This window comes from Chromohalobacter sp. (genome assembly GCF_039830575.1).
GTDB classification, from domain to species: domain Bacteria; phylum Pseudomonadota; class Gammaproteobacteria; order Pseudomonadales; family Halomonadaceae; genus Chromohalobacter; species Chromohalobacter israelensis.
On record NZ_JBDOOX010000009.1, the window covers coordinates 405,442 to 424,761 of the forward strand.

General features: G+C 63.7%; 15 protein-coding genes. 10 read left to right on the plus strand and 5 right to left on the minus strand.

What is annotated here, in order from left to right; all coding sequences use genetic code 11:
• Positions 1–108: 108 nt before the first annotated feature.
• The gene (locus ABGX75_RS08805; protein WP_347410765.1) at positions 109–348 is read right to left on the minus strand and encodes a substrate-binding domain-containing protein; all 240 of its coding nucleotides are present in this window, start codon (positions 346–348) and stop codon (positions 109–111) included.
• A gap of 244 nt (positions 349–592) precedes the next feature.
• On the opposite strand from ABGX75_RS08805, the gene ABGX75_RS08810 reads away from it, so the two are divergent.
• Complete coding sequence (locus ABGX75_RS08810) at positions 593–1,399, plus strand: hypothetical protein (RefSeq protein ID WP_347411449.1); 807 nt, start codon at positions 593–595, stop codon at positions 1,397–1,399.
• A 294-nt stretch (positions 1,400–1,693) separates the two neighbouring features.
• Here ABGX75_RS08810 and ABGX75_RS08815 read toward each other — a convergent pair whose 3' ends face one another.
• Positions 1,694–2,764, minus strand: coding sequence for a LacI family DNA-binding transcriptional regulator (locus ABGX75_RS08815; protein ID WP_347410767.1), 1,071 nt, complete (start codon positions 2,762–2,764; stop codon positions 1,694–1,696).
• Between the two features lie 208 nt (positions 2,765–2,972).
• On the opposite strand from ABGX75_RS08815, the gene ABGX75_RS08820 reads away from it, so the two are divergent.
• The 8 genes from ABGX75_RS08820 to ABGX75_RS08855 all read left to right on the plus strand — a co-directional run bounded on the left by ABGX75_RS08820 (position 2,973) and on the right by ABGX75_RS08855 (position 14,733).
• On the plus strand, positions 2,973–3,890 hold the full coding sequence (locus ABGX75_RS08820) for a dihydrodipicolinate synthase family protein (RefSeq protein ID WP_179152312.1): 918 nt from the start codon (positions 2,973–2,975) through the stop codon (positions 3,888–3,890).
• Between the two features lie 118 nt (positions 3,891–4,008).
• Positions 4,009–5,280, plus strand: a complete 1,272-nt coding sequence (locus tag ABGX75_RS08825) for an Nramp family divalent metal transporter (RefSeq protein ID WP_347410768.1) — start codon at positions 4,009–4,011, stop codon at positions 5,278–5,280.
• A gap of 68 nt (positions 5,281–5,348) precedes the next feature.
• Positions 5,349–6,560 carry a DcaP family trimeric outer membrane transporter gene (locus tag ABGX75_RS08830; protein WP_347410769.1) on the plus strand — a complete coding sequence of 404 codons (1,212 nt, stop codon included), beginning with the start codon at positions 5,349–5,351 and terminating at the stop codon, positions 6,558–6,560.
• Positions 6,561–6,773: 213 nt separating this feature from the next.
• A complete protein-coding gene (locus ABGX75_RS08835; RefSeq protein WP_347410770.1) occupies positions 6,774–7,802 on the plus strand; it encodes a zinc-dependent alcohol dehydrogenase family protein in 1,029 nt (342 codons plus the stop codon).
• Between the two features lie 35 nt (positions 7,803–7,837).
• On the plus strand, positions 7,838–10,519 hold the full coding sequence (locus ABGX75_RS08840) for a bifunctional acetate--CoA ligase family protein/GNAT family N-acetyltransferase (protein ID WP_347410771.1): 2,682 nt from the start codon (positions 7,838–7,840) through the stop codon (positions 10,517–10,519).
• A gap of 58 nt (positions 10,520–10,577) precedes the next feature.
• Positions 10,578–13,322: an HAD-IC family P-type ATPase gene (locus tag ABGX75_RS08845; protein ID WP_347410772.1), complete on the plus strand. Its 2,745-nt coding sequence runs from the start codon at positions 10,578–10,580 to the stop codon at positions 13,320–13,322.
• Positions 13,323–13,444: 122 nt separating this feature from the next.
• On the plus strand, positions 13,445–14,023 hold the full coding sequence (locus ABGX75_RS08850; RefSeq protein WP_179152299.1) for a transcriptional regulator: 579 nt from the start codon (positions 13,445–13,447) through the stop codon (positions 14,021–14,023).
• Between the two features lie 26 nt (positions 14,024–14,049).
• Positions 14,050–14,733, plus strand: a complete 684-nt coding sequence (locus ABGX75_RS08855; protein ID WP_179152298.1) for an isochorismatase family cysteine hydrolase — start codon at positions 14,050–14,052, stop codon at positions 14,731–14,733.
• 75 nt (positions 14,734–14,808) lie between these two features.
• On the opposite strand, the gene ABGX75_RS08860 is transcribed toward ABGX75_RS08855, so the two are convergent.
• The 3 genes from ABGX75_RS08860 to ABGX75_RS08870 form a co-directional block, all read right to left on the minus strand.
• Positions 14,809–15,237, minus strand: a complete 429-nt coding sequence (locus ABGX75_RS08860; protein ID WP_011506398.1) for a hypothetical protein — start codon at positions 15,235–15,237, stop codon at positions 14,809–14,811.
• A gap of 110 nt (positions 15,238–15,347) precedes the next feature.
• Complete coding sequence (locus ABGX75_RS08865; RefSeq protein ID WP_110062145.1) at positions 15,348–16,112, minus strand: anti-sigma factor; 765 nt, start codon at positions 16,110–16,112, stop codon at positions 15,348–15,350.
• Positions 16,109–16,723: a sigma-70 family RNA polymerase sigma factor gene (locus ABGX75_RS08870; RefSeq protein ID WP_110062144.1), complete on the minus strand. Its 615-nt coding sequence runs from the start codon at positions 16,721–16,723 to the stop codon at positions 16,109–16,111. Before ABGX75_RS08870 ends, ABGX75_RS08865 begins: the two co-directional genes overlap by 4 nt.
• A gap of 442 nt (positions 16,724–17,165) precedes the next feature.
• On the opposite strand from ABGX75_RS08870, the gene ABGX75_RS08875 reads away from it, so the two are divergent.
• Complete coding sequence (locus tag ABGX75_RS08875) at positions 17,166–19,265, plus strand: methyl-accepting chemotaxis protein (RefSeq protein ID WP_347410773.1); 2,100 nt, start codon at positions 17,166–17,168, stop codon at positions 19,263–19,265.
• Positions 19,266–19,320 lie beyond the last annotated feature (55 nt).

Sequence of the window (19,320 nt, forward strand, 5' to 3'; positions counted from 1 at the left end):
TGTTGCTCAAAAAGTTCTGGTCGTGTTCACGACCCCCTTCTCCAAGCTTGCCATAGCCACCATGGGGGAAAGCGCTCCATACGCTTTCCCCTATAGCAGTTCCTGCCTTTACGGATATCTCACCGATGAAGCCCTTGGTATCAGGCTGGGCATGGCGCGCCGGATACAGTCTGCTCCGGGGGGCCTTTCGCTGAACAGCAGCTCGACGGCCTGGTGGGCGCCATAATCGAATGGGATGTAAACCGACGTCAGCGAAACAGGCAGGTGACTTGCCCGCGGTATGTCGTTGTAACCGACCAGCGAGAGTGAGGCGCCGATGCTGATGTCGAGACGATGCGCGGCAGCCATGTTGCCGACTTGTCATTCATTGATGTGCAGGTTCATGGCAGAGTGAATAATAGCAAGCCCTTAACGCTGAGGTCGTCCCCGTCGTAGGAATAAGGCTATGCGTGTATAGAGTATCATCGTCCTGTTGATACTTTAATGTCTGATAGCTATTTACATATTCATGCCGTTTGTATATATTTATTATGGCTAATATTTTTTGGAGAGACTTACAATTATGGTGCGCCAAATTTTCGGTAACAGGCCGATGACAGATAATGAATATTTCTATGCGCGTAAAATAACTAACGCTACTAAATACGTGATGTGGTTTCTTGCAGGAGTAGGTGGTATTTGTATTTTGATAGGTGGCGGATTGATAGTTGCTTTTTGGATGGATAGTCGAAGCTTTGATCTGATCGGTATATCATTAATTATGTTTCTGGCTGTTGGTTGTTTGTGTGCGGGGGCTGTTATATTGCGTATGGGGATGCGTCGACGCATCTGCATGGACCCTTGGGTCTCAATGATAAGCGGCAAGCTCACAATCGTGTCGAGATTCTTATCGAACCCCGCTACAGGAGTTATGACAACTATAAGAGAGTATTATATTGGGGATGTTTTGCTTACGATACCCCCCGGTTCCAATACCATTTTTGATCGTTTGGAAGGGCAGGTTATAGTGGTGCATGCCGTCTTTGTGGAAATATTGCCTCGGCGAAAAATACCGCTGTTAAAGGCAGGGTCAAAAGATGCTATTGTGTTTAATTTAAAAAATCATATTAACCTGGATAAGGCTTTTGAAAAATATGGGAGAGATATTTTTTTGCATGAGGGCAAGAGATTGAGTCGGAGGGGGATACCTGCACTTTGTACGGGGATAGCATTGGTTGTGCTTCTTGTTTATAATTATAAGAGTTTTTCCAGTCCAGCCTTGTTTGTTGGTCTCGTTGTGGCTATAGTTTTTGTCATGGCTGGCGTGCACTTGCTGACTGAGTTTGTGTGCAAGAAATTCATGGAGTGGAGACGTCCTGGGCATAGAGAAATACCCCTGCGGGAAAAGCTAAAGGGGTAAGTTTTTTTCGAAGAAGCAGTTCTGCTGGTTTTATCAATTTTGCAGCCGCTGAGATGTTTGATGGTAACAGGCCGCGGGCCCTATGAGCATGAGTAGTTGATGATTAAGTTTAGGCTCCCAGATTAATTGCTGTAGAAGCTCCTTGGCTGCTAGCAGAGGATAACTTCTATAGGCGAGCTGAATATAAATATGGGATCCTATATGAGATCAAAACCCCTTCCTCCAATCCCCAAGCTTGCCATAACCACCATGGGGGAAAGCGCTCCATACGCTTCCCCTTAGAAGTTCCTGCCTTTACGGATATCTCACCGATGAAGCCCTTGGTATCAGGCTGGGCATGGCGCGGCGGATACAGTCTGCTCCGGGGGGCCTTTCGCTGAACAGCAGCTCGACGGCCTGGTGGGCGACATAATCGAAGGGGATGTGAACTGACGTCAGCGAAACAGGCAGGCGACTTGCCAGCGGTATGTCGTTGTAACCGACCAGCGAGAGCGAGGCGCCGATGCTGATATCGAGACGATGCGCAGCAGCCATGACCCCGATGGCCAGGTTGTCATTGACTGCAAAAATCGCCGAGGGGCGCTCCTCCTGGGAGAGGATTTGGTATCCCGCCGTTTCCCCTGATTCGATCCCGAAACCGGACTCCATGACCCACTCTTCACGCACGGGGATCCCCGCTTCGTGCATGGCGCGGCGATAGCCTTCTTGCCGGTCCCGGGCGCTGGAGGTAAAGCTTGGCCCTGCGACCAGGCCGATATCGCGATGGCCGAGATCGAGTAAATGACGAGTGGCGAGATATCCCCCCTGGATATCGTCCCCTAATGAAGAGGGGCTGATCCCGTCGGTGCGCAACACCAGCGAGTGCGGCACACCCTGATCGCGCAAGCGCGAGGGCAACTGATCATCGAGCCGGCTGGTCGCCAGGATCAGGCCGTCCACACGCCTGTTGAGAAGTGATTCGGCAGCCAGGCGTTCGCTCTCGGGATCGTCGCCGCTGGTCGCTACGATGACGAAGTAATGGCGCTCCATGGCGGCACGTGCGATCGCTTCATAAATGAGTGCCATCACCGTGTCACTCAGCCTGGGCACCAGGACGCCGATGGTGCCGGTACCTCCACGCCGCAGGCTGGAGGCGAGTATGTCCCGTTTATAACCTAGCGCTTCGGCGGCCTCCCGGACCCGCTGTGCAGCAGGACTCTTGGAGGGGGGAAGGCGTTCGTCTAGCACTCGGGAGACGGTCGATGTGCTCACGCCAGCCGCCTTGGCCACGTCATGCATGGTTATCGGTTTGTCATTCATTGATGTGCTGGTCCATGACGGAGGGAATATCAGCAAGTCCTTAATGTTGTAGCCTTTCGTGCCCACGGGCCGACGGCACTCCGCACGATTCTAGCGATTCGCACGCGATCTTATAAGCGAGAGACCGGCAATTCAGCCATTGGGAGGCTGCCGGCGTTCCTTGTGACGCCATGGAGCCCTTCAGACCATGGTCGTATTTGAGCGGTCGGGCTTTGGTGGAACGATATGCAAACGTTCCCAGTAACGTTGCCAAAAGCGAAAAAGAGGAATCACCATGTCTCTCGATCTCAGAGGTCTCACGCCCGCACCGGTCACTCCCTTCACCCGCGACGGTGAAATCGACTATGCGGGCATCAAGAAGGTTGGCGCCTGGCTGGGCGGTATCGACGGTGTCAAAGGGCTGGTCGTGTTGGGCCATGCCGGTGAAGGCACCTTCCTGACGTCCGACGAGCAAACGCGTGTCATCGAGGCTTACGTCGAGGCGGTCAAGGGCGAGGTGCCGATCATCGCCGGTATCACGGGCGAGGGCGATTACGTGGCATCCGAGGAGGCCAAGCGTGCGGTCAAGGCAGGCGCCGCGGCGGGGCTTGTCTATCCCTCTCATGGGTGGTTGCGCTTCGGGTATCAGGAAGGGGCACCGCAGGAGCGCTATCGGCGTATCCATGCAGAAAGCGGGCTGCCACTGATCCTGTTCCAGTACCCGGATAACACGAAGGCCACCTACAACCTGCAGACCCAGCTGGATATTGCCGCTCAGCCGGGCGTGTTCGCCATGAAGAACGGCGTGCGGAACATGAAGCGCTGGGACACCGAAATCCCCGTGATCCGCGCCGAACGTCCGGAGCTGCAGATCCTGACGTGTCACGACGAATACCTGCTTCATACCATGTTCGACGTCGACGGAGCGCTGGTCGGCTATGGCGGCATTGCCCCCGAACCGTTGATCGAGATGATCCAGGCAGGCAAAGCGAAGGATTACGCCAAGGCCCGCGAGCTGCATGATCGTCTGTTGCCGGTGACCAAGAACGTCTATCACCGTGGCTCGCACATGGAAGGCACGGTGGCACTGAAGTGGGCGCTGGTCGCTCGGGGGATTCTCGATAACGCGACGGTGCGTGCACCGCTGCGTCCGCTCGCCGAAGGGGCCGACAAGCAGATCGCCGATGCCATGCGTCAAGCGGGACTCGTTTAATTGCGTCTGGCCGGTCTCGTTTCGAGACCGGCTACCTCGGTGATGCCGTCAGGCATCACCGTCTCGCCAGATTCATCCATTCCACCATTCTTATAACAAGAGATATCAGGAGCGCGTGATGAACTCTCATACCAAGCGGGACTCCGAATCGCTGGCCTCGTCGACGACCCTCGGCCGGTCCCGGTTTTCTCTATCCGTGCCGCAAATGCTGGCCCTCATGGGTCCGGCCTTCGTGGCAGGCGCCTGGCGCTTCGGCCCCGGTGCACTGACATCCGCCGTCCAGGCCGGTAGCCAATATGGCTATGTGCTGCTCTGGGTCATTCTCGTCTCGGCGATTCTCATGTTCGTCTTCAATGACATGGCGGTTCGTCTGGGGCTGGCGTCGGGCGACTCGGTCGTCGCGGTGACCAAGCAAAAGCTGGGGCGTCCGGTCGGCGTGATGGCGGGGTTCGGCGTCTTTGCGATCACCTTGATGTTTGCCGTCGGCAATGCGGTCGGGTCGGGGCTTGCTTTGAGCCTGCTGCTGGGTGGCTCGGTAGTCGGTTGGACACTGGCTTGTACTGTCGCCGTCGGGCTTCTCATCGCCATGCGCAATACCTATAAAGCGATGGAACGGCTGCTGGTGGCGCTGATCGGGCTGATGTCGGTCGGTTTCCTGGCCTCGACGATCTTGAGCGACCCCAATTGGGTGGCGGCGGCCAAAGGGCTGATACCGCAGATACCCGCCGAGGCTGGCGTGCTGTTGATCGCCCTCATCGGAACGAATTTCTCGATCAATTCGGCGTTCTATACCGGTTATGCCATTCATGAACGACAGCTCAAGCGCGAGCAATATCGTGCCATTACGTTGATGGATACTCTGCCGGGCAATGTGGCGACAGCCTTCATGGCCATGCTGATCATTATCGTGGCGTCGGCCGTGCTCAACTCGACCGGCACCGTGGTGACCACGTTCCCGCAGTTGGCAAGCGTGCTCGAGCCGCTCGCCGGACGACTGGGCTCCATTCTATTCGGTCTGGGCTTCTTTGCGGCGGCTTTCTCGTCGATGGCGGCCAACGCGTCGGCCGGTGGGACGCTGCTGGCGGATGCCCTGGGCTGGGACAGCAGCCTTTCGACCTGGCGCGTCAAATTCCTGGTTTACGGTGTCCTGGCCTGGGGCGCGGTGGTGACTGTGGTCTCCAAAGGATCGCCCATCGAGTTGATCATCGTGGCTCAGGCATTGACCGTTCTGGTGGCTCCGTTCCTCGGCATCATCCTTTTCCTGCTGACGCAACGACGTGACGTCATGGGAGACCTCAAGAACGGCCCATGGCAGACCGGGTTTGCGATTCTGGGGTTGATTGCCATCTTCGCCATCTCATTCCGGCTGGTTTTCAGACTCTTCGGCTGAGCCGAACGGTAATTCCAACTTCCCATTTCTTACTTTCCAATTCCAATAACAGTCATGGAGTTTCCGAGATGCAACCACGCATTTCACGCCACCGCTCGTCCCTCATTCTGGGTGCCCTCATGCTGTCGTCGAGCGTACCGGCGCTCGCTATCGATTTCGATGTACGGGGCACCAACGTGTCGGTCTACGGTTATGCCAAGCTCGATATCATGTATGACACGGGCGATGTGAAGTCGGGCAACAGCGATGGGCTGGGCGACAGTGTCAATTTCGGCAAGATAGCGGTCGATGGCCAGTCGAGCACGGATGGCCACTCGAACCTGAGCGCGGGTGAATCCAGGATCGGTGTCCGTACCACCACGCCAACTGAGAAAGGAGACCTGGTCACTAACATCGAAGGGGATTTCTTTTTCGGTGACTTCCGTTTGCGTCAGGCCTACGGCGCCTGGAACGGCATTCTGGCCGGTCAGACCTGGAGCAACTTTCATACGTTCATCAGCACGACGCCGACATTGGACTTTACCGGACCCGCCGGGCGCGATGCGTTTCTACGTCAGGCCCAGCTGCGTTACTCGTTCGGGAACTTCCATGTAGCCTTGGAAGATCCCAGTGGCGTCATGTCGGGTGACTCGTTCGATGGAGGGTATAACGCATCCAGCGGCGGGGAATCCATTGCCGGTACCGATGTCGACCGCAAGGACGGCCTGCCTGATCTCACATTGCGCTATGAGTCCAGTGCCGGCCCGGCGAAATGGTCCACGGCGGCGCTGCTCCGCGAGGTGGCCTTCGATTCCGGGGGTGAGGAAGATGCATCGTTGGGTTGGGGGCTCTTCGTTGCGGGGAGCTATTCTGTCACGCCATCCACCACGATCCGTGGTCAGCTGACGGGCGGCAAGGGCATCGGCGCGTACATGAAGGTCAACCCGGCCCCGGCGGCCTATCGTGTCGGCAACCGTCTTGAAACGATTCCCGCCTGGGGCGGTACGCTCGGTATCAGCCAGGATGTCGGGCCCGGTACGTTCAATGTCTCCTATTCTCGTGTCGAAGCGGACTGGGATGACGCCGAGCGAGATGGCGTGTCGTTGGTCGATACCGATAGCGCCGGTGGATTCGTCGATGCCTACGATGAGGTGCATGAGCTGATCCACGTCAATTACCTCTGGAGCCCCATCGAGCGCGTCACCTACGGCATCGAGCTGGCGCATGCCATGCGTGAAACCGTGGATCACCGCGATGGAAGCGTCGATCGGATTCAAGGAAGCGTCATTTATGAATTCTGATTCGCTTCGTGAATAAGCGTGTCTTCCTGACATTCCTCGATCACGGTGGGCCCGGCTGACTCGGCTGGGCCCACCTTCGTTTGTTACCTCTGCTTTTTCCCTTGCTGGGTACAGATCCAAAACTTGACCCGGATCAAGCCCCGTTTTTCCGCGCTTTCTATACTCAGGCAAAGGCTTGCCGAGTCGCGGTGGGCGTTACCCGGGGAAGGGGACATGAAAGCGCTTGTCTATGAGGGAGTGGGGCAGAAGGCCTGGAAGGAGAAGGAGCGGCCCGCAATCGAGCAACCCACGGATGCCATCGTGCGGGTGACGCATACCACCATTTGCGGCACCGACCTGCACATCCTCAAGGGCGATGTGCCGGCGGTGACGCCGGGGCGCACCCTGGGCCATGAAGGCATCGGGGTGATCGAGGAAGTCGGCGGGGGCGTCAGCGGTCTCGCGGTCGGCGATCAGGTACTGATCTCGTGCATCACGTCGTGCGGGCACTGCGATTACTGCAAGCAGGGCATGTACGCGCATTGCCGCGATGGCGGGTGGATTCTCGGTCACAAGATCGATGGTACCCAGGCCGAGGTGGTGCGCATTCCGCATGCCGCCAACAGCCTGTACCGGTTGCCGCCAGGGCTGGAACCCGCCGCGGCGCTGATGCTGAGCGACATCCTGCCCACCGGCCACGAGATCGGTGCGTTGAACGGCGAGGTCTCGCTGGGGGATACCGTGGCCATCGTCGGCGCGGGGCCCATCGGGCTGGCCGCCTTGTTGACCGCGCGCTTCTATTCACCGGGGCGCATCATCATGGTCGACCCGGACGAGAACCGCCTGGCCGTGGCGCGGCAACTGGGCGCGACCGACACCGTCAGTGCCGATCCGGTGGAGACGGTCATGTCGCTCACCGACGGTGAGGGCGTCGACGTGGCCATGGAGGCCGTGGGCATCCCTGAGACGTTCGATACCTGCCAGCGCATCCTGCGTCCGGGCGGAAGGCTCGCCAACATCGGCGTGCATGGCCGCAGCGTCGAATTGCGCCTCGAGGAGCTGTGGATCAAGAACGTCACGGTCCGCACCGGGCTGGTGAACACCAATACCATTCCCGTGCTCATGCGGTTTCTCGAGACCGGCGGCATCGATGCCGAAAGCCTGATCACCCACCGCTTCGCGCTGGACGAGATCGAAAAGGCGTACGAGGTGTTCTCGCGTGCCGCGTCGGAAAAGGCCATCAAGATGCTGCTGACCGCCTGATGGCCGCCGCCCGCTGAACGGACCGGAGAGGCCCGATGTCGATTCGCAATCTGGATGCGTTGTTCGCCCCGGCCACGATCGCCCTGGTCGGGGCGAGCAACCGGCCGGGCTCGGTGGGGGTGGTGCTGGCGCGCAATCTGCTGGAGGCCGGTTTCGCGGGGCCCATTCTGACCGTGAACCCGCACGAGCGGGCCATCCGCTCGACCCTCAACTACCACAGTATCGCCGAGCTGCCGCTGGCGCCGGACCTGGCCATCATCGCCACGCCGGCGGAGAGCGTGCCGGGGCTGATCCGCGAGCTTGGCGAGCGTGGCTGCCGCGCGGCGGTGGTGATCTCGGCGGGCTTCGGCGAGGGCGCGCGCCCCGAGGGCATGGCGCTCAAGCAGGCGATGCTCGATGCCGCCAAGCCGTATCTGATGCGCATCGTCGGGCCCAATTGCCTGGGGATCCTGGCGCCGCACATGGGCATCAACGCCAGTTTTGCGCATCTCACGCCTGCCAAGGGCGATGTCGCCTTCGTGACCCAGTCCGGCGCGGTGGCGACGTCCATTCTCGACTGGGCCTCGGCGCGCGGCATCGGCTTTTCGCACGTCGTCTCGCTGGGGGCGATGAGCGATGTCGATTTCGGCGACATGCTCGACTACCTGGCCCTGGACCCCAAGACCCGCTCGATCCTGCTCTACGTCGAGGCGGTGACCGAGGTGCGCAAGTTTCTCTCGGCGGCGCGCATGGCCTCGCGCAACAAGCCGGTGGTGGTGGTCAAGACCGGCCGCAGCACGGCGGGGGCCAGGGCGGCGCTGTCGCACACCGGGGCGCTGGCCGGGGCGGATGCCGTCTACGACGCGGCGTTCCGGCGCGCGGGCATGCTCCGGGTGGCGACGCTGGACGAGCTGTTCCAGGCCGCCGGCACCCTGGCGACCGGCATCCGCGTGAAGGGCGACCGGCTGGCGATTCTCACCAATGGCGGCGGCATCGGCGTGCTGGCGGTGGATGCGCTGGCCGCCGCGAACGGGCATCTGGCCGAACTCGCCGAGACGACGCTGGCACGCCTGAACGAGGCGCTGCCCGAGGCATGGTCGCATGCCAATCCCGTGGACATTCTGGGCGATGCCCCGGGGAGGCGCTACGCGCTAGCCCTCGAGGCGCTGCTCGACGAGCGCGGCGCGGATGCGATCCTGGTCATGAACTGTCCGGCGGCGGTCGTCGATAGCCTGGACGCGGCCCGGGCGGTGGTCGAGACGATCGGCACGCGGCAGGCGGCGGTGCTGACCTGCTGGCTGGGCGAGGGCGCGCCCGACCAGGCACGGCACCTGTTCGCCGCGCAGCGCTTGCCCACCTACGAGACGCCGGAGCAGGCCATCCGGGCCTTCTCGCACCTGTTCAGCTACCGGCGCAACCAGCAGGCGCTGATGGAAACGCCCCCGGCGCTGGCCGAAGCCGTCACCCTCGAGCCGGCCAAGGCGGAGGCGGTCATCGACGGCGTGATCGCGGCGGGGCGCAGCGTGCTGACCGAGCCGGAGGCGGTGGCGGTGCTCGCGGCCTATGACATCCCCACGGTGCCCGCCATCGTGGCGCGGACCCCGGAAGAGGCCAGCCAGGCGGCGCAGCGGCTGAGCTTTCCGGTGGTGCTGAAGATCCTTTCGCCGGATATCTCGCATAAATCGGATGTCGGTGGGGTGCAGTTGAATCTGGCCTCGCCCGGCGCCGTGACGCAGGCCGCCGAAGACATGCTCGCGGCGGTGCGGCGTGCCCAGCCCGAGGCCCGCGTGGAGGGCTTCAACGTGCAGCCGATGATCCGCCGGCCGGGGGCGCATGAGCTGATCGTGGGCGTCGCCGAAGACAGCCTCTTCGGGCCGGTGATCGTGTTCGGCCAGGGCGGCACGGCGGTCGAGGTCATCGGCGACCGGGTGGTGGGGCTGCCGCCGCTCAATCCACTGCTGGCGCGGGACATGATTGCCTCGACGCGCGTAGCACGGTTGTTGCGCGGCTATCGGGACCGCCCGGCGGCCGACCTCGAGGCCGTGACCGCGACGCTCATCAAGGTCTCGCAACTGGTCAGCGACCTGACGCGCGTGGTCGAGCTCGACATCAATCCGCTGCTGACGGATGCCAGCGGGGTGATCGCCCTGGATGCGCGCATCGTGGTCCGCGCCGAGGGCGACCAGCGCAAGCCCCTGGCGATTCGGCCGTATCCGCAGCAGTTGGAGGAAGAAATCGAGACGCGCGCCGGGCAACGTTACTGCCTGCGACCCATTCGCCCCGAGGACGAGAGCGCGCTGGTCGAGATGCTGCGCAATTCCACGCCCGAGGATGTGCGGATGCGTTTCTTCGCGGCCATCAAGCCCTTCGATCATGCCTTCGCCGCGCGCCTGACGCAGATCGACTACGACCGCGAGATGGCCTTCGTGGCGACCTCGCCGGGGGAGTCGGCTATCGTCGGCGTGGTGCGGCTCTCCGCCGACCCCGACAAGGAGAAGGCCGAATTCGCGATCATGGTCCGCAGCGACAAGAAGGGCACCGGCCTCGGCTATCGCCTGATGCAGCGGCTGCTCGCGTATGCCCGCGAGACCGGCATTCGCCAGGTCTTCGCCGATGTCCTGCGCGACAACCACCCCATGCGGCAGATGGCGGCGGAGCTGGGATTCGTGACCCAGCCCGCTGGCGACACCGTGGATACCGTGACGCTGAGTCTCGATCTGACACGCCCCGCGCCGTAACGACACGATCCATGGCGACAAGCGGCCGGGCGCCCCGGCCGACCCTCGAGGAGACAAGATGCAGGCACCTTCGGCGACGCGAGGCGTCGCGACCTCGCCCGATGACACCCTCGCGGCGCCCCATGCGCAGGCGGCCGATGACGTGCTGGCGGCGTTGGCGAGTTCGCCCGAGGGGCTGGCGCCGGACGAGGCGGCCCGTCGCCTGGCCAGTCATGGCCCCAATCGGCTGCCCAGCGTGGCGGGGCGGTCGCCACTGGGCCGCTTCCTGGCGCATTTCAACAACGCCCTGATCTACTTCCTGCTGGCGGCGGCCGGGGCGGCGGCGTTGCTGGGGCACCTGGTCGACGCGGCGGTGATCCTCGGCGTGGTGCTGGTCAATGCGCTGGTGGGTTTTATCCAGGAAGGCCGGGCGGAAAAGGCGCTGCAGGCGATTCACGAACTCATCGCCGCGCAGGCCCATGTGCTCCGCGACGGGCGGCGCATGCAGGTGCCGGTGGAGACGCTCGTCCCCGGCGACATCGTGCTGTTGGAAGCGGGCGACCGGGTGCCGGCGGACGTGCGCCTGGTGCGGGTCAGGGCGCTGCGCATCGAGGAGGCGGTGCTGACCGGGGAGTCGGTGGCGGCGGAAAAGCAGGCGGCGCCGGCACCGGCGACGGCCGCGCTCGGCGAGCGGCATTGCATGGCGTACTCGGGCACGCTGGTGGCGACCGGGCAGGCCACCGGGGTCGTCGTGGCCACGGGCCGCGAGACCGAGATCGGGCAGATCAGCGCGTTGCTGGGCGCCGTGGCGCCCTTGACCACGCCGCTGCTGCGTCAGATCAATCGCTTCGGCACACGCTTCACCTGGATCACCCTGGGCGTGGCCGCCGTCTTGTTCGCCTTCGCGGTGCTGGCGCGCGGCCTTGCCTGGCCGGAGGCCCTCATCATCGTGGTGGCCCTGGCGGTGGGGGCGATTCCCGAAGGCCTGCCGGCGGTCATCACCATCACGCTGGCGATCGGCGTGCAGCGCATGGCGCGTCGCAATGCGGCGATTCGGCAGCTGCCCGCCGTGGAAACGCTGGGCGCCACCTCGGTCATCTGCTCCGACAAGACCGGCACCCTGACGCGCAACGAGATGACGGCGCGCCGGCTGGATGTGCCAGGCGGCGCGATTGCGGTGAGCGGCGCGGGCTATGCGCCGGTGGGGCAGCTGACCCCCGAGCCGGGGGCCGAGAACGCGGAGCAGCGGCTGGTGGATGCCGAGCGGCTCATCCTGGCCGGCGTGCTGTGCAACGATGCCCGGCTGCACCAGGTCGAGGGCGAGTGGCATGTGGTGGGTGATCCGATGGAGGGGGCGCTGGTGGCGCTGGCGCTCAAGGCGGGGCTGGCGCCGGAAGCGCTGCACCGGGCGTGGACGCGGCTCGATGCGATTCCCTTCGATGCCCGGCATCGCTTCATGGCCACGCTCGACCGTCATGCGGCGGGCGACTGCCGGATCTTCGTCAAGGGTGCACCCGATGAGCTGCTGGCGCTGTGCACGGCGCAGGCGGCGGGGGAGACAGGCGTGGCGCTGGACCGTGACGCCTGGGCCGCGCGCATCGCGCAGGCGGCCGGCGAGGGGGAGCGCGTGCTGGGGCTGGCCGTCAAGCCGGTGCCGGCGGGAACCCATACGCTGCAGTTCGCCGACCTCGAGGAGGGCCTGTGCTTTCTCGGCCTGGTGGGCTTCATCGATCCGCCCCGGGAGGAGGCCATCGCGGCCATCGCCGAGTGCCGCGACGCCGGCATCGCGGTGAAGATGATCACCGGCGATCACGCCGCCACGGCCGCGGCCATCGCCCGCCAGCTGGGCCTCGGAGAGGCGCCGCGCGTGCTGACTGGGGGCGAGCTCGACGCCATCCCCGACGATGCCCTGCCCGGCAGGGTCGCCGAGACCGCGGTCTTCGCCCGCACCACGCCGGCACACAAGCTGCGCATCGTCCGGGCGCTGCAGTCGACCGGCGCCATCGTGGCGATGACCGGGGACGGCGTGAACGACGCGCCCGCCTTGAAGCAGGCGGATGTGGGGATCGGCATGGGCCACAAGGGCACCGACGCGGCCAAGGAGGCCTCGCGCATGGTGCTGCTCGACGACAACTTCGCCTCCATCGTGGCCGCCGTGCACGAGGGGCGGGTGGTCTACGACAACATCCGCAAGGTGGTGGCCTGGACCCTGCCGACCAACGGCGGCGAGGTGCTGGCCGTGATCGCCGCCCTCGCGCTCAACGTGGCCATGCCGATGTCCGCGGTCCAGATCCTGTGGATCAATCTCGTCACGGCGGCCACGCTCGGCCTGGCCCTGGCGTTCGAGCCGGCCGAGCCGCAGGTCATGCGTCGCCGGCCCCGTCCTCCCGATCGGGGGCTGCTCACGCCCTTTCTGATATGGCGCGTGGCCTTCGTGTCGCTGCTGTTCATGGCGGCGGCGCTGGGCGTTTTCTTCTACTCCCTGGGCCGGGGCGACGAGCTGGCCATGGCGCGCACTCTGGTGGTCAACGTGATCGTGGTGCTGGAGGTGTTCTATCTCTTCAATGTGCGCTATCTGCACGGGAGCGCGTTGCATTGGCGCGGCGTGCTGGGCACGCCTACCGTGCTGGCGGCGGTGGCGACCGTCGTCGTGGCGCAGCTCGCCTTCACGTACCTGCCCGTCATGCAGGCCGTCTTCGAGACCCGCCCGGTCGCGCTCGCCGATGGCGCCGGAGTGATCGGCATCGGCATGCTCCTGATGCTGGTGCTGGAAGTCGAGAAGCTGGTACGCAGGCGCCGGCCGGGTGCCTCGTCATCGTCCTGACTGGGCGGGCCACCGGTCGACCAGAGCGCCCTGTGAGGCACCCGTGCATGCCGAGTTTGACGCTGCCGCCTGCTTTATATATTTTGTTCAAAATGTTCAATACAAAATGAATTTTCGGTGTCATGCAGATAACAGACTCACAGCGCTTGGAAGAAGCGCGCGATGTGATGATCAGCGCCATTGCGCAAAGCATGGTGGCGTATGGCGTCACGCCGTCGGTGGGACGCATCTACGCCGTGCTTTACTTTGCCGAGTCACCGCTGACGCTGGACGATATCAAGGACGAGGTGGCCATGAGCAAGGCGAGTGTCAGCACCGGCATTCGTGAGCTGATCGATACCGGCATGGTGGTGAAGGTCTGGAAGAAAGGGGACCGGAAGGATCACTACATCGCCGAAAAGGACTTCTTCCAGAATTTTCTGGGGTTCATGGTCAAGATGCTGCGCCTGGAGCGTGGCGTCATCCATAAGGCGATCGAGCAGACCGAGCCGGTGATGGAGGAACTCGCCCGGCAGTCGGATGACGAGGCCGTCAGGCAGACGGCGACCAAGGATCTCGCGTTAGTCAATGGCTCGAAAGCCTACCTGACCTGGATCAGGCAACTCGCCAATGCCATGGAGTCGGGCGATATCTTTACACACTTCCCCCCGCCCGAGCCTGACGCATCCCCGCAGGCAAGCGAGCCCCCATCTGTTTTGTAAATACCTTCTGGGAGAACCTGTCCACGATGACGAATAACGAAACTGCCCTGGTCGTGATCGACCTGCAGAAAGAGAGTGGCTTTGGCCTCTTCGGACTGGATGGCGTGGTGCGCAACACCCAACGCATGATCGATGCGTGCCGTGCCGCCGGTGTGCCGGTGATCTATACCCGCCAGATCAACCGTCGTGATGGTATCGGGCTCTCGCTCGATGAGCCTCGCCATCCAGATGGCGAACCATGCTTCTACGCGGACAATCGTGACAGCATCGAGGTCATGGAGGAGATCAAGCCGCGAGAGACGGACATCGTGATCGATAAATATCGCTGGAGCGCATTCTTCGACACCAGTCTGGACCTGATGCTGAAAAGTCTCGGCGTAAAGCGGCTGATCATCGGCGGCGTGGTGACGGATGGCTGCTTGATGACCTCGGTCTTCGACGCCTACTTTCGTGACTATCGCATCCATCTCGTGCACGACATGTGCACTGCCTCCAACGAGGGGGCCCACATGGCCGCGTTGACGATCATGGCCAACTGGGTCTATTCCCTGGAAGTGCTGGATACCGACAATATGATCCAGTGTCTGGAAGGGCGCCAGTATGCAGCCTGGCACGCGGATGACGCCGATGCCTTGCAGTTTACGCCGGAAACCCTGCGCGAGACCTTCGGCAGGTTGACGGCGCCGGAAGAAACGCCCTCTGCAGGATGAATCGGCGAGTACGGCACCGAGGCACGAAAAAGGGGCCCGCAGGCCCCTTCCGTCTTCCGACATGCCGAAGGACGGTTACTGCGCGGTGATGGTATCGGTGACCAGCTTGCCGTCCATCTTGACGGGACCGTCTTCCTTGGCGCCGAGGGTGTACTCGAACACACCGGTCTCCATGCCGCCTTCTTCGCTGTGGACCATCAGCATGAGGTGATCGCCGGCACTGACGTCTTCGGTCAGCAGCGCGGTGACGTCCATGTTCTCGCCTTCCTTGAGCGGGGCGTGACCGACCACGGGGCCGGGCTTCATGCTCTCGTCGGTGCGGTGGACCACCAGCCAGCCGTTGCTGTCCGCCGTGACCTTTTCCGCGGTGACCGTGCCGCCGGCCACGGATTGGTCGTCGGCCCAGACCTGCGGATGCATGTCACCGTGCATTTCCGCCTGGGCCAGTGAGGCGCCGGCGAGCAGGGTGGCGGATACGAATGCACTTGCCATGAGCTTGGTCATCATTCTCTCCTTGAGTTCCGAGCACGCCCCATCGTTGCGAAGTGGTTGGGATGGGCGTGCTCCTAGTTACGCAAGGAGTCCGGACAAGGTTTCACCTCGACGCGAAAAAATCACAGATGCTGCGATACCGCGTTCCGGTCGGTGGGGTAGAGGTAGCCGTGAATTGCGGAGCCCGTTGGCTGGCCGGTAGGAGAACCGCCCGGCGGCTCGATGCTGATGCCGAAGGTGGCCCGCTTGAGCAACTCGGAATCGTAGTCGCTCAGGGCGTCGGCTGGCAGGCTCAAGTCGTCGTTCAGCACGCCCACCGAGCGGGGCTTGGGCCCCAGCGACTCCGCCTTGATCCATAGCTGATAGCTGCGGTCCGGCAGCGGCTTGGCGGTCACCGGTCGCACGTTGAGCCGGCGGCTGTCGAGGTCGACGGAAAGCATGAAGGCCGGCTGCTGGTCGTCCTGCTGGAAGACGGCCACGAAGGGCGGTTCATCCGACCTGTCATCGAACGGCGCGATCAGCACCACGGCGAGTATCAGCGCCGCGGCCGTGGCCAGGCCGGCGCACCCGCGCCAGAAGCCGAGGCGGCGGCGCAGCGCGATCACCTGGGCCGTGCCGTTCGTGTCGTCTTCCGGCCTGGGGGGCGTCCGTGAAGATGTCTCGAGCTCGTCGATGCGACGTTCGATCCTGGCCAGCAGATCCGGCCCCGGGGCGATGGCCTCGACCTCGTCGCCGAGCGGGGCGAGGCGTGCTTCCCAGGCGAGAATGCGCGTGTCCAGATCGGCGTCGTGCTGCCGGCGCCGGGCCACCTCGGCGCGCTCCTCGGCGTCGAGGGTGCCCAGTACATACTCGGCGGCCAGCATGTCGATGTCGTCGTGGTCGGTCATGGTGCCAGGCACCCCTTGAGTTGCTTCAAGGCCCGATGGAGCCAGGTCTTGACGGTATTCACCGGCTGCTCGAAATGCGTGGCCAGATCGGCGCGTGACCAGCCGTCCAGGTATGCGAGGCGGACCATGTCCCGGCGCTCGGCCTCGAGCGCTTCCAGGCACGCATGCAGCCGCTTGGCGTCCTGCTCGTGTTCCAGGTGCTCACGGGCGCTGGGCCCATCGGCGGGCGTGTGGGCCAGCGCCTCTTCCGGCTCGTGAGGCGCCCGGGGCCGGCGGCGCAGCTCGTCGATGGCGGCATGGCGGGCGATGGCGACCATCCAGGCAATGGGCGAGGCACGCTCGGCATCGAACTGTGCCGCCTTCTGCCAGATCGTGACGTAGGCCTCCTGAACCACGTCATCGGCCCGGCCCCGCTCCTTCAAGATACGCAGTACCGTGCCATGGAGTTTCGCCGATGTGGCCGCGTACAGCTGGGCGAAGGCGCGGCGATCGCGTTGGGCCACGCGCCGAAGCAGGTCGGGCAGGCGCTCTCCTTCGGGGGCGGGCGCGGCGGAGGCGTCATCCGCCGCTATCGAGGAGCGCCCTGGAGAGCGTCTTGAGGCATCGGACATACCACGTTCCCTGTTGTCGTCGTTGGGGCATGCTGCCGGTGGCGCATCTGCATCCGCGCCAACGCGAGGCAGTTTGCAAAACCCCTGTGATCATTACAAGCAAGGCGTGTGCGTCCATTGCCTGGGTTGCTGTAAGCCTGAACCCACGTCGGGTCGGCCGCGGCGAGGGGAGAAAGAGACGGGGAGAGGAGGCGGAGAGAAGGGAACGCTAGGCGGTGGAGCAAGGGAGTGATACGCGTTGCCTAAAGTTTACTTACGACCGGCCGATACGCGGGGCACGGGGCGTCGACGCCGGCCCCTGCCCACTTGAATCCTGTCATGACGAGACCGTTCCCATGTTGCCTTGCTTATCCATGTGCCGCCAGGTGGCGGGCGCTGCCGTATCGGCATCGTTGCATCCCGTATGTTCCTTCGTCCGGCCACTCGGGATGGAGGTGTGAGCATGCATTTCAAATCGATTCGTACGCTGGTCGCGACACTCGTCGGGGCCTGCATCGTGGTCCTGGTGGTGGCGCTGGTGGGCTATGCCACCTTTGCCAACTCTCGCTCGATGGCCTTCGTCGACGGTCAGACCCGAGAACTGCTCGAACAGAACATCGAGCAACGCCTGGACGCGGTGGCCTCGACTCAGGCCGAGCGGATTCAGGCGCGGCTGACCCAGGCGCTGGACCAGGCGCGCAACCTCGCCTCGCTCAACGAGCTGATGGGCGAGGATCGGGGCGTCTCGCTGTCCCGCGAGGAACTGTCGAACGTGGTGCGCGACACGGTGGCGGAAAACCCCGACCTGCTGGATGCCTTCATCGGCTGGGAGCCCGATGCCTTCGGCGATGACAGCGACTACACGGGGCGTGAAGACGCCGGCTACGGCCCCGATGGTCGCTTCATGCCATGGTGGTATCGCACCGAGTCGGGTGACATCGAGGTGCTGCCTCTGGGCGAGACCATGGAAAGCGAGACGCGCCAGGACAGTGGCATTCGCGAGGGCGAATACTATCTATGTCCGCGCGAGACCCAGAAACCCTGTGTCATCGACCCGGCCCCGTACGACTACAACGGCAAGACCCTGATGGTGACCTCGTTCAACGTGCCGGTGATGGTCGACGGTGAATTCCGGGGCAGCGCCGGGGTCGATCTGTCGGTGGACTTCATCCAGGGGCTGCTTCGCGAGGCGAATGGCGCGCTCTACGACGGTGCCGGCGAGATAGCGCTGATCGCACCGGGCGGCGGGATTACCGCCTCCACCGGTCATGCCGAGGCGGCGGGCAAGCAGGCGGACGCCATCTTCGACGAGACGGTGGTTTCGCAGTTGCAGCGGGCCAAGGCCGGCGATCCGGTGCGTGACGCCTCGGGCGAGATGATCGAGCTGTACTGGCCGTTCCGGTTGCTGGAAGACAGCAAACCCTGGGTCGTGATGATTCGTCTGCCGGCGGATGTGGTCATGGCAGGCGCCGATGACCTGCAGGCGGACCTCGAGGCCCAGCGCCAAGCCGACATGGCCGGCATGATCGCGGTGGGTGCGGTCATCGCGGCCTTGGGGCTGCTGGTCAGCTGGCTGCTGGGCGGCAGCCTGTCACGGCCGCTGCGCCAGTTGGCCGGCCGCATGCGCGATATCGCCTCCGGTGGCGGCGACCTGACCCAGCGCCTGCCGGTGCGCGGTCGCAACGAGATCGCCGAGCTGGCCACGCAGTTCAATGCCTTCGCCGACACCATGAACGATGTACTGCTGGACGTGCGCGACAGCAGCGATTCGGTGCGCGTGGCCTCGTCGGAGATTGCCTCGGCCAGCCAGGATCTCGCCGGGCGCACGGACACCACCGCCTCCAGCCTGCAGGAAACCTCGGCCTCGATGGAGGAGTTGACCGGCACGGTCTCGAATACCGCCGACTCGGCGCGCCAGGCCAGCGGCCTTGCCACCTCGGCCAGTCAGTCGGCGACGCGGGGCGGCCAGGTCGTCGGGGACGTGGTGAAGACCATGGACGAGATCGAGGCGGCCTCGCATCAGGTGGCCGAGATCGTGACCACCATGGATGGCATCGCCTTCCAGACCAACCTGCTGGCGCTCAATGCCTCGGTCGAGGCGGCGCGGGCCGGCGAGCAAGGACGCGGCTTCGCGGTGGTGGCCAGCGAGGTACGCCAGCTCGCCACGCGCAGCGCCGAGGCGTCGCGCGAGATCAAGTCGCTGATCGACAATGCCGCCGACAAGACTCAGGCCGGCGCGGAGCTGGCACGCAGCGCGGGCACGGCGATGGAAGAAATCGTCGAGGGCGTGGCTCGGGTCTCGGAGGTCCTCGGCGAGATCGACGCCGCGACCAGCGAACAGCGCGATGGCATCGGCCAGGTCAATGTCGCGGTGACCGAACTCGACAACATGACGCAGCAGAATGCCGCCATGGTCGAGCAGAGCGCCACCGCCGCCGCCGAGCTCAAGGCCCAGTCGCATCGTCTCGCCGAGACCGTCGGCGCATTCACGCTGCGTGAGCGTGGCGAAGGGGAAAGAAACCACCAGCCGGCCGCGCTACCCAGCGACTCGCACGCGCGCTGACGCGCGGCCCTCGGGCCACCACGCAAACCCGCCGGACACCGCCGGCGGGTTTTTT

Excerpts from the sequence above, each read along its gene's own strand:
- ABGX75_RS08805 (WP_347410765.1), bottom strand. The coding sequence starts at position 348 with ATGGCTGCCGCGCATCGTCTCGACATCAGCATCGGCGCCTCACTCTCG.
- ABGX75_RS08810 (WP_347411449.1), top strand. The coding sequence starts at position 593 with ATGACAGATAATGAATATTTCTATGCGCGTAAAATAACTAACGCTACT.
- ABGX75_RS08820 (WP_179152312.1), top strand. The coding sequence starts at position 2,973 with ATGTCTCTCGATCTCAGAGGTCTCACGCCCGCACCGGTCACTCCCTTC.
- ABGX75_RS08825 (WP_347410768.1), top strand. The coding sequence starts at position 4,009 with ATGAACTCTCATACCAAGCGGGACTCCGAATCGCTGGCCTCGTCGACG.
- ABGX75_RS08830 (WP_347410769.1), top strand. The coding sequence starts at position 5,349 with ATGCAACCACGCATTTCACGCCACCGCTCGTCCCTCATTCTGGGTGCC.
- ABGX75_RS08835 (WP_347410770.1), top strand. The coding sequence starts at position 6,774 with ATGAAAGCGCTTGTCTATGAGGGAGTGGGGCAGAAGGCCTGGAAGGAG.
- ABGX75_RS08840 (WP_347410771.1), top strand. The coding sequence starts at position 7,838 with ATGTCGATTCGCAATCTGGATGCGTTGTTCGCCCCGGCCACGATCGCC.
- ABGX75_RS08845 (WP_347410772.1), top strand. The coding sequence starts at position 10,578 with ATGCAGGCACCTTCGGCGACGCGAGGCGTCGCGACCTCGCCCGATGAC.
- ABGX75_RS08850 (WP_179152299.1), top strand. The coding sequence starts at position 13,445 with ATGCAGATAACAGACTCACAGCGCTTGGAAGAAGCGCGCGATGTGATG.
- ABGX75_RS08855 (WP_179152298.1), top strand. The coding sequence starts at position 14,050 with ATGACGAATAACGAAACTGCCCTGGTCGTGATCGACCTGCAGAAAGAG.
- ABGX75_RS08860 (WP_011506398.1), bottom strand. The coding sequence starts at position 15,237 with ATGACCAAGCTCATGGCAAGTGCATTCGTATCCGCCACCCTGCTCGCC.
- ABGX75_RS08865 (WP_110062145.1), bottom strand. The coding sequence starts at position 16,112 with ATGACCGACCACGACGACATCGACATGCTGGCCGCCGAGTATGTACTG.
- ABGX75_RS08870 (WP_110062144.1), bottom strand. The coding sequence starts at position 16,723 with ATGTCCGATGCCTCAAGACGCTCTCCAGGGCGCTCCTCGATAGCGGCG.
- ABGX75_RS08875 (WP_347410773.1), top strand. The coding sequence starts at position 17,166 with ATGCATTTCAAATCGATTCGTACGCTGGTCGCGACACTCGTCGGGGCC.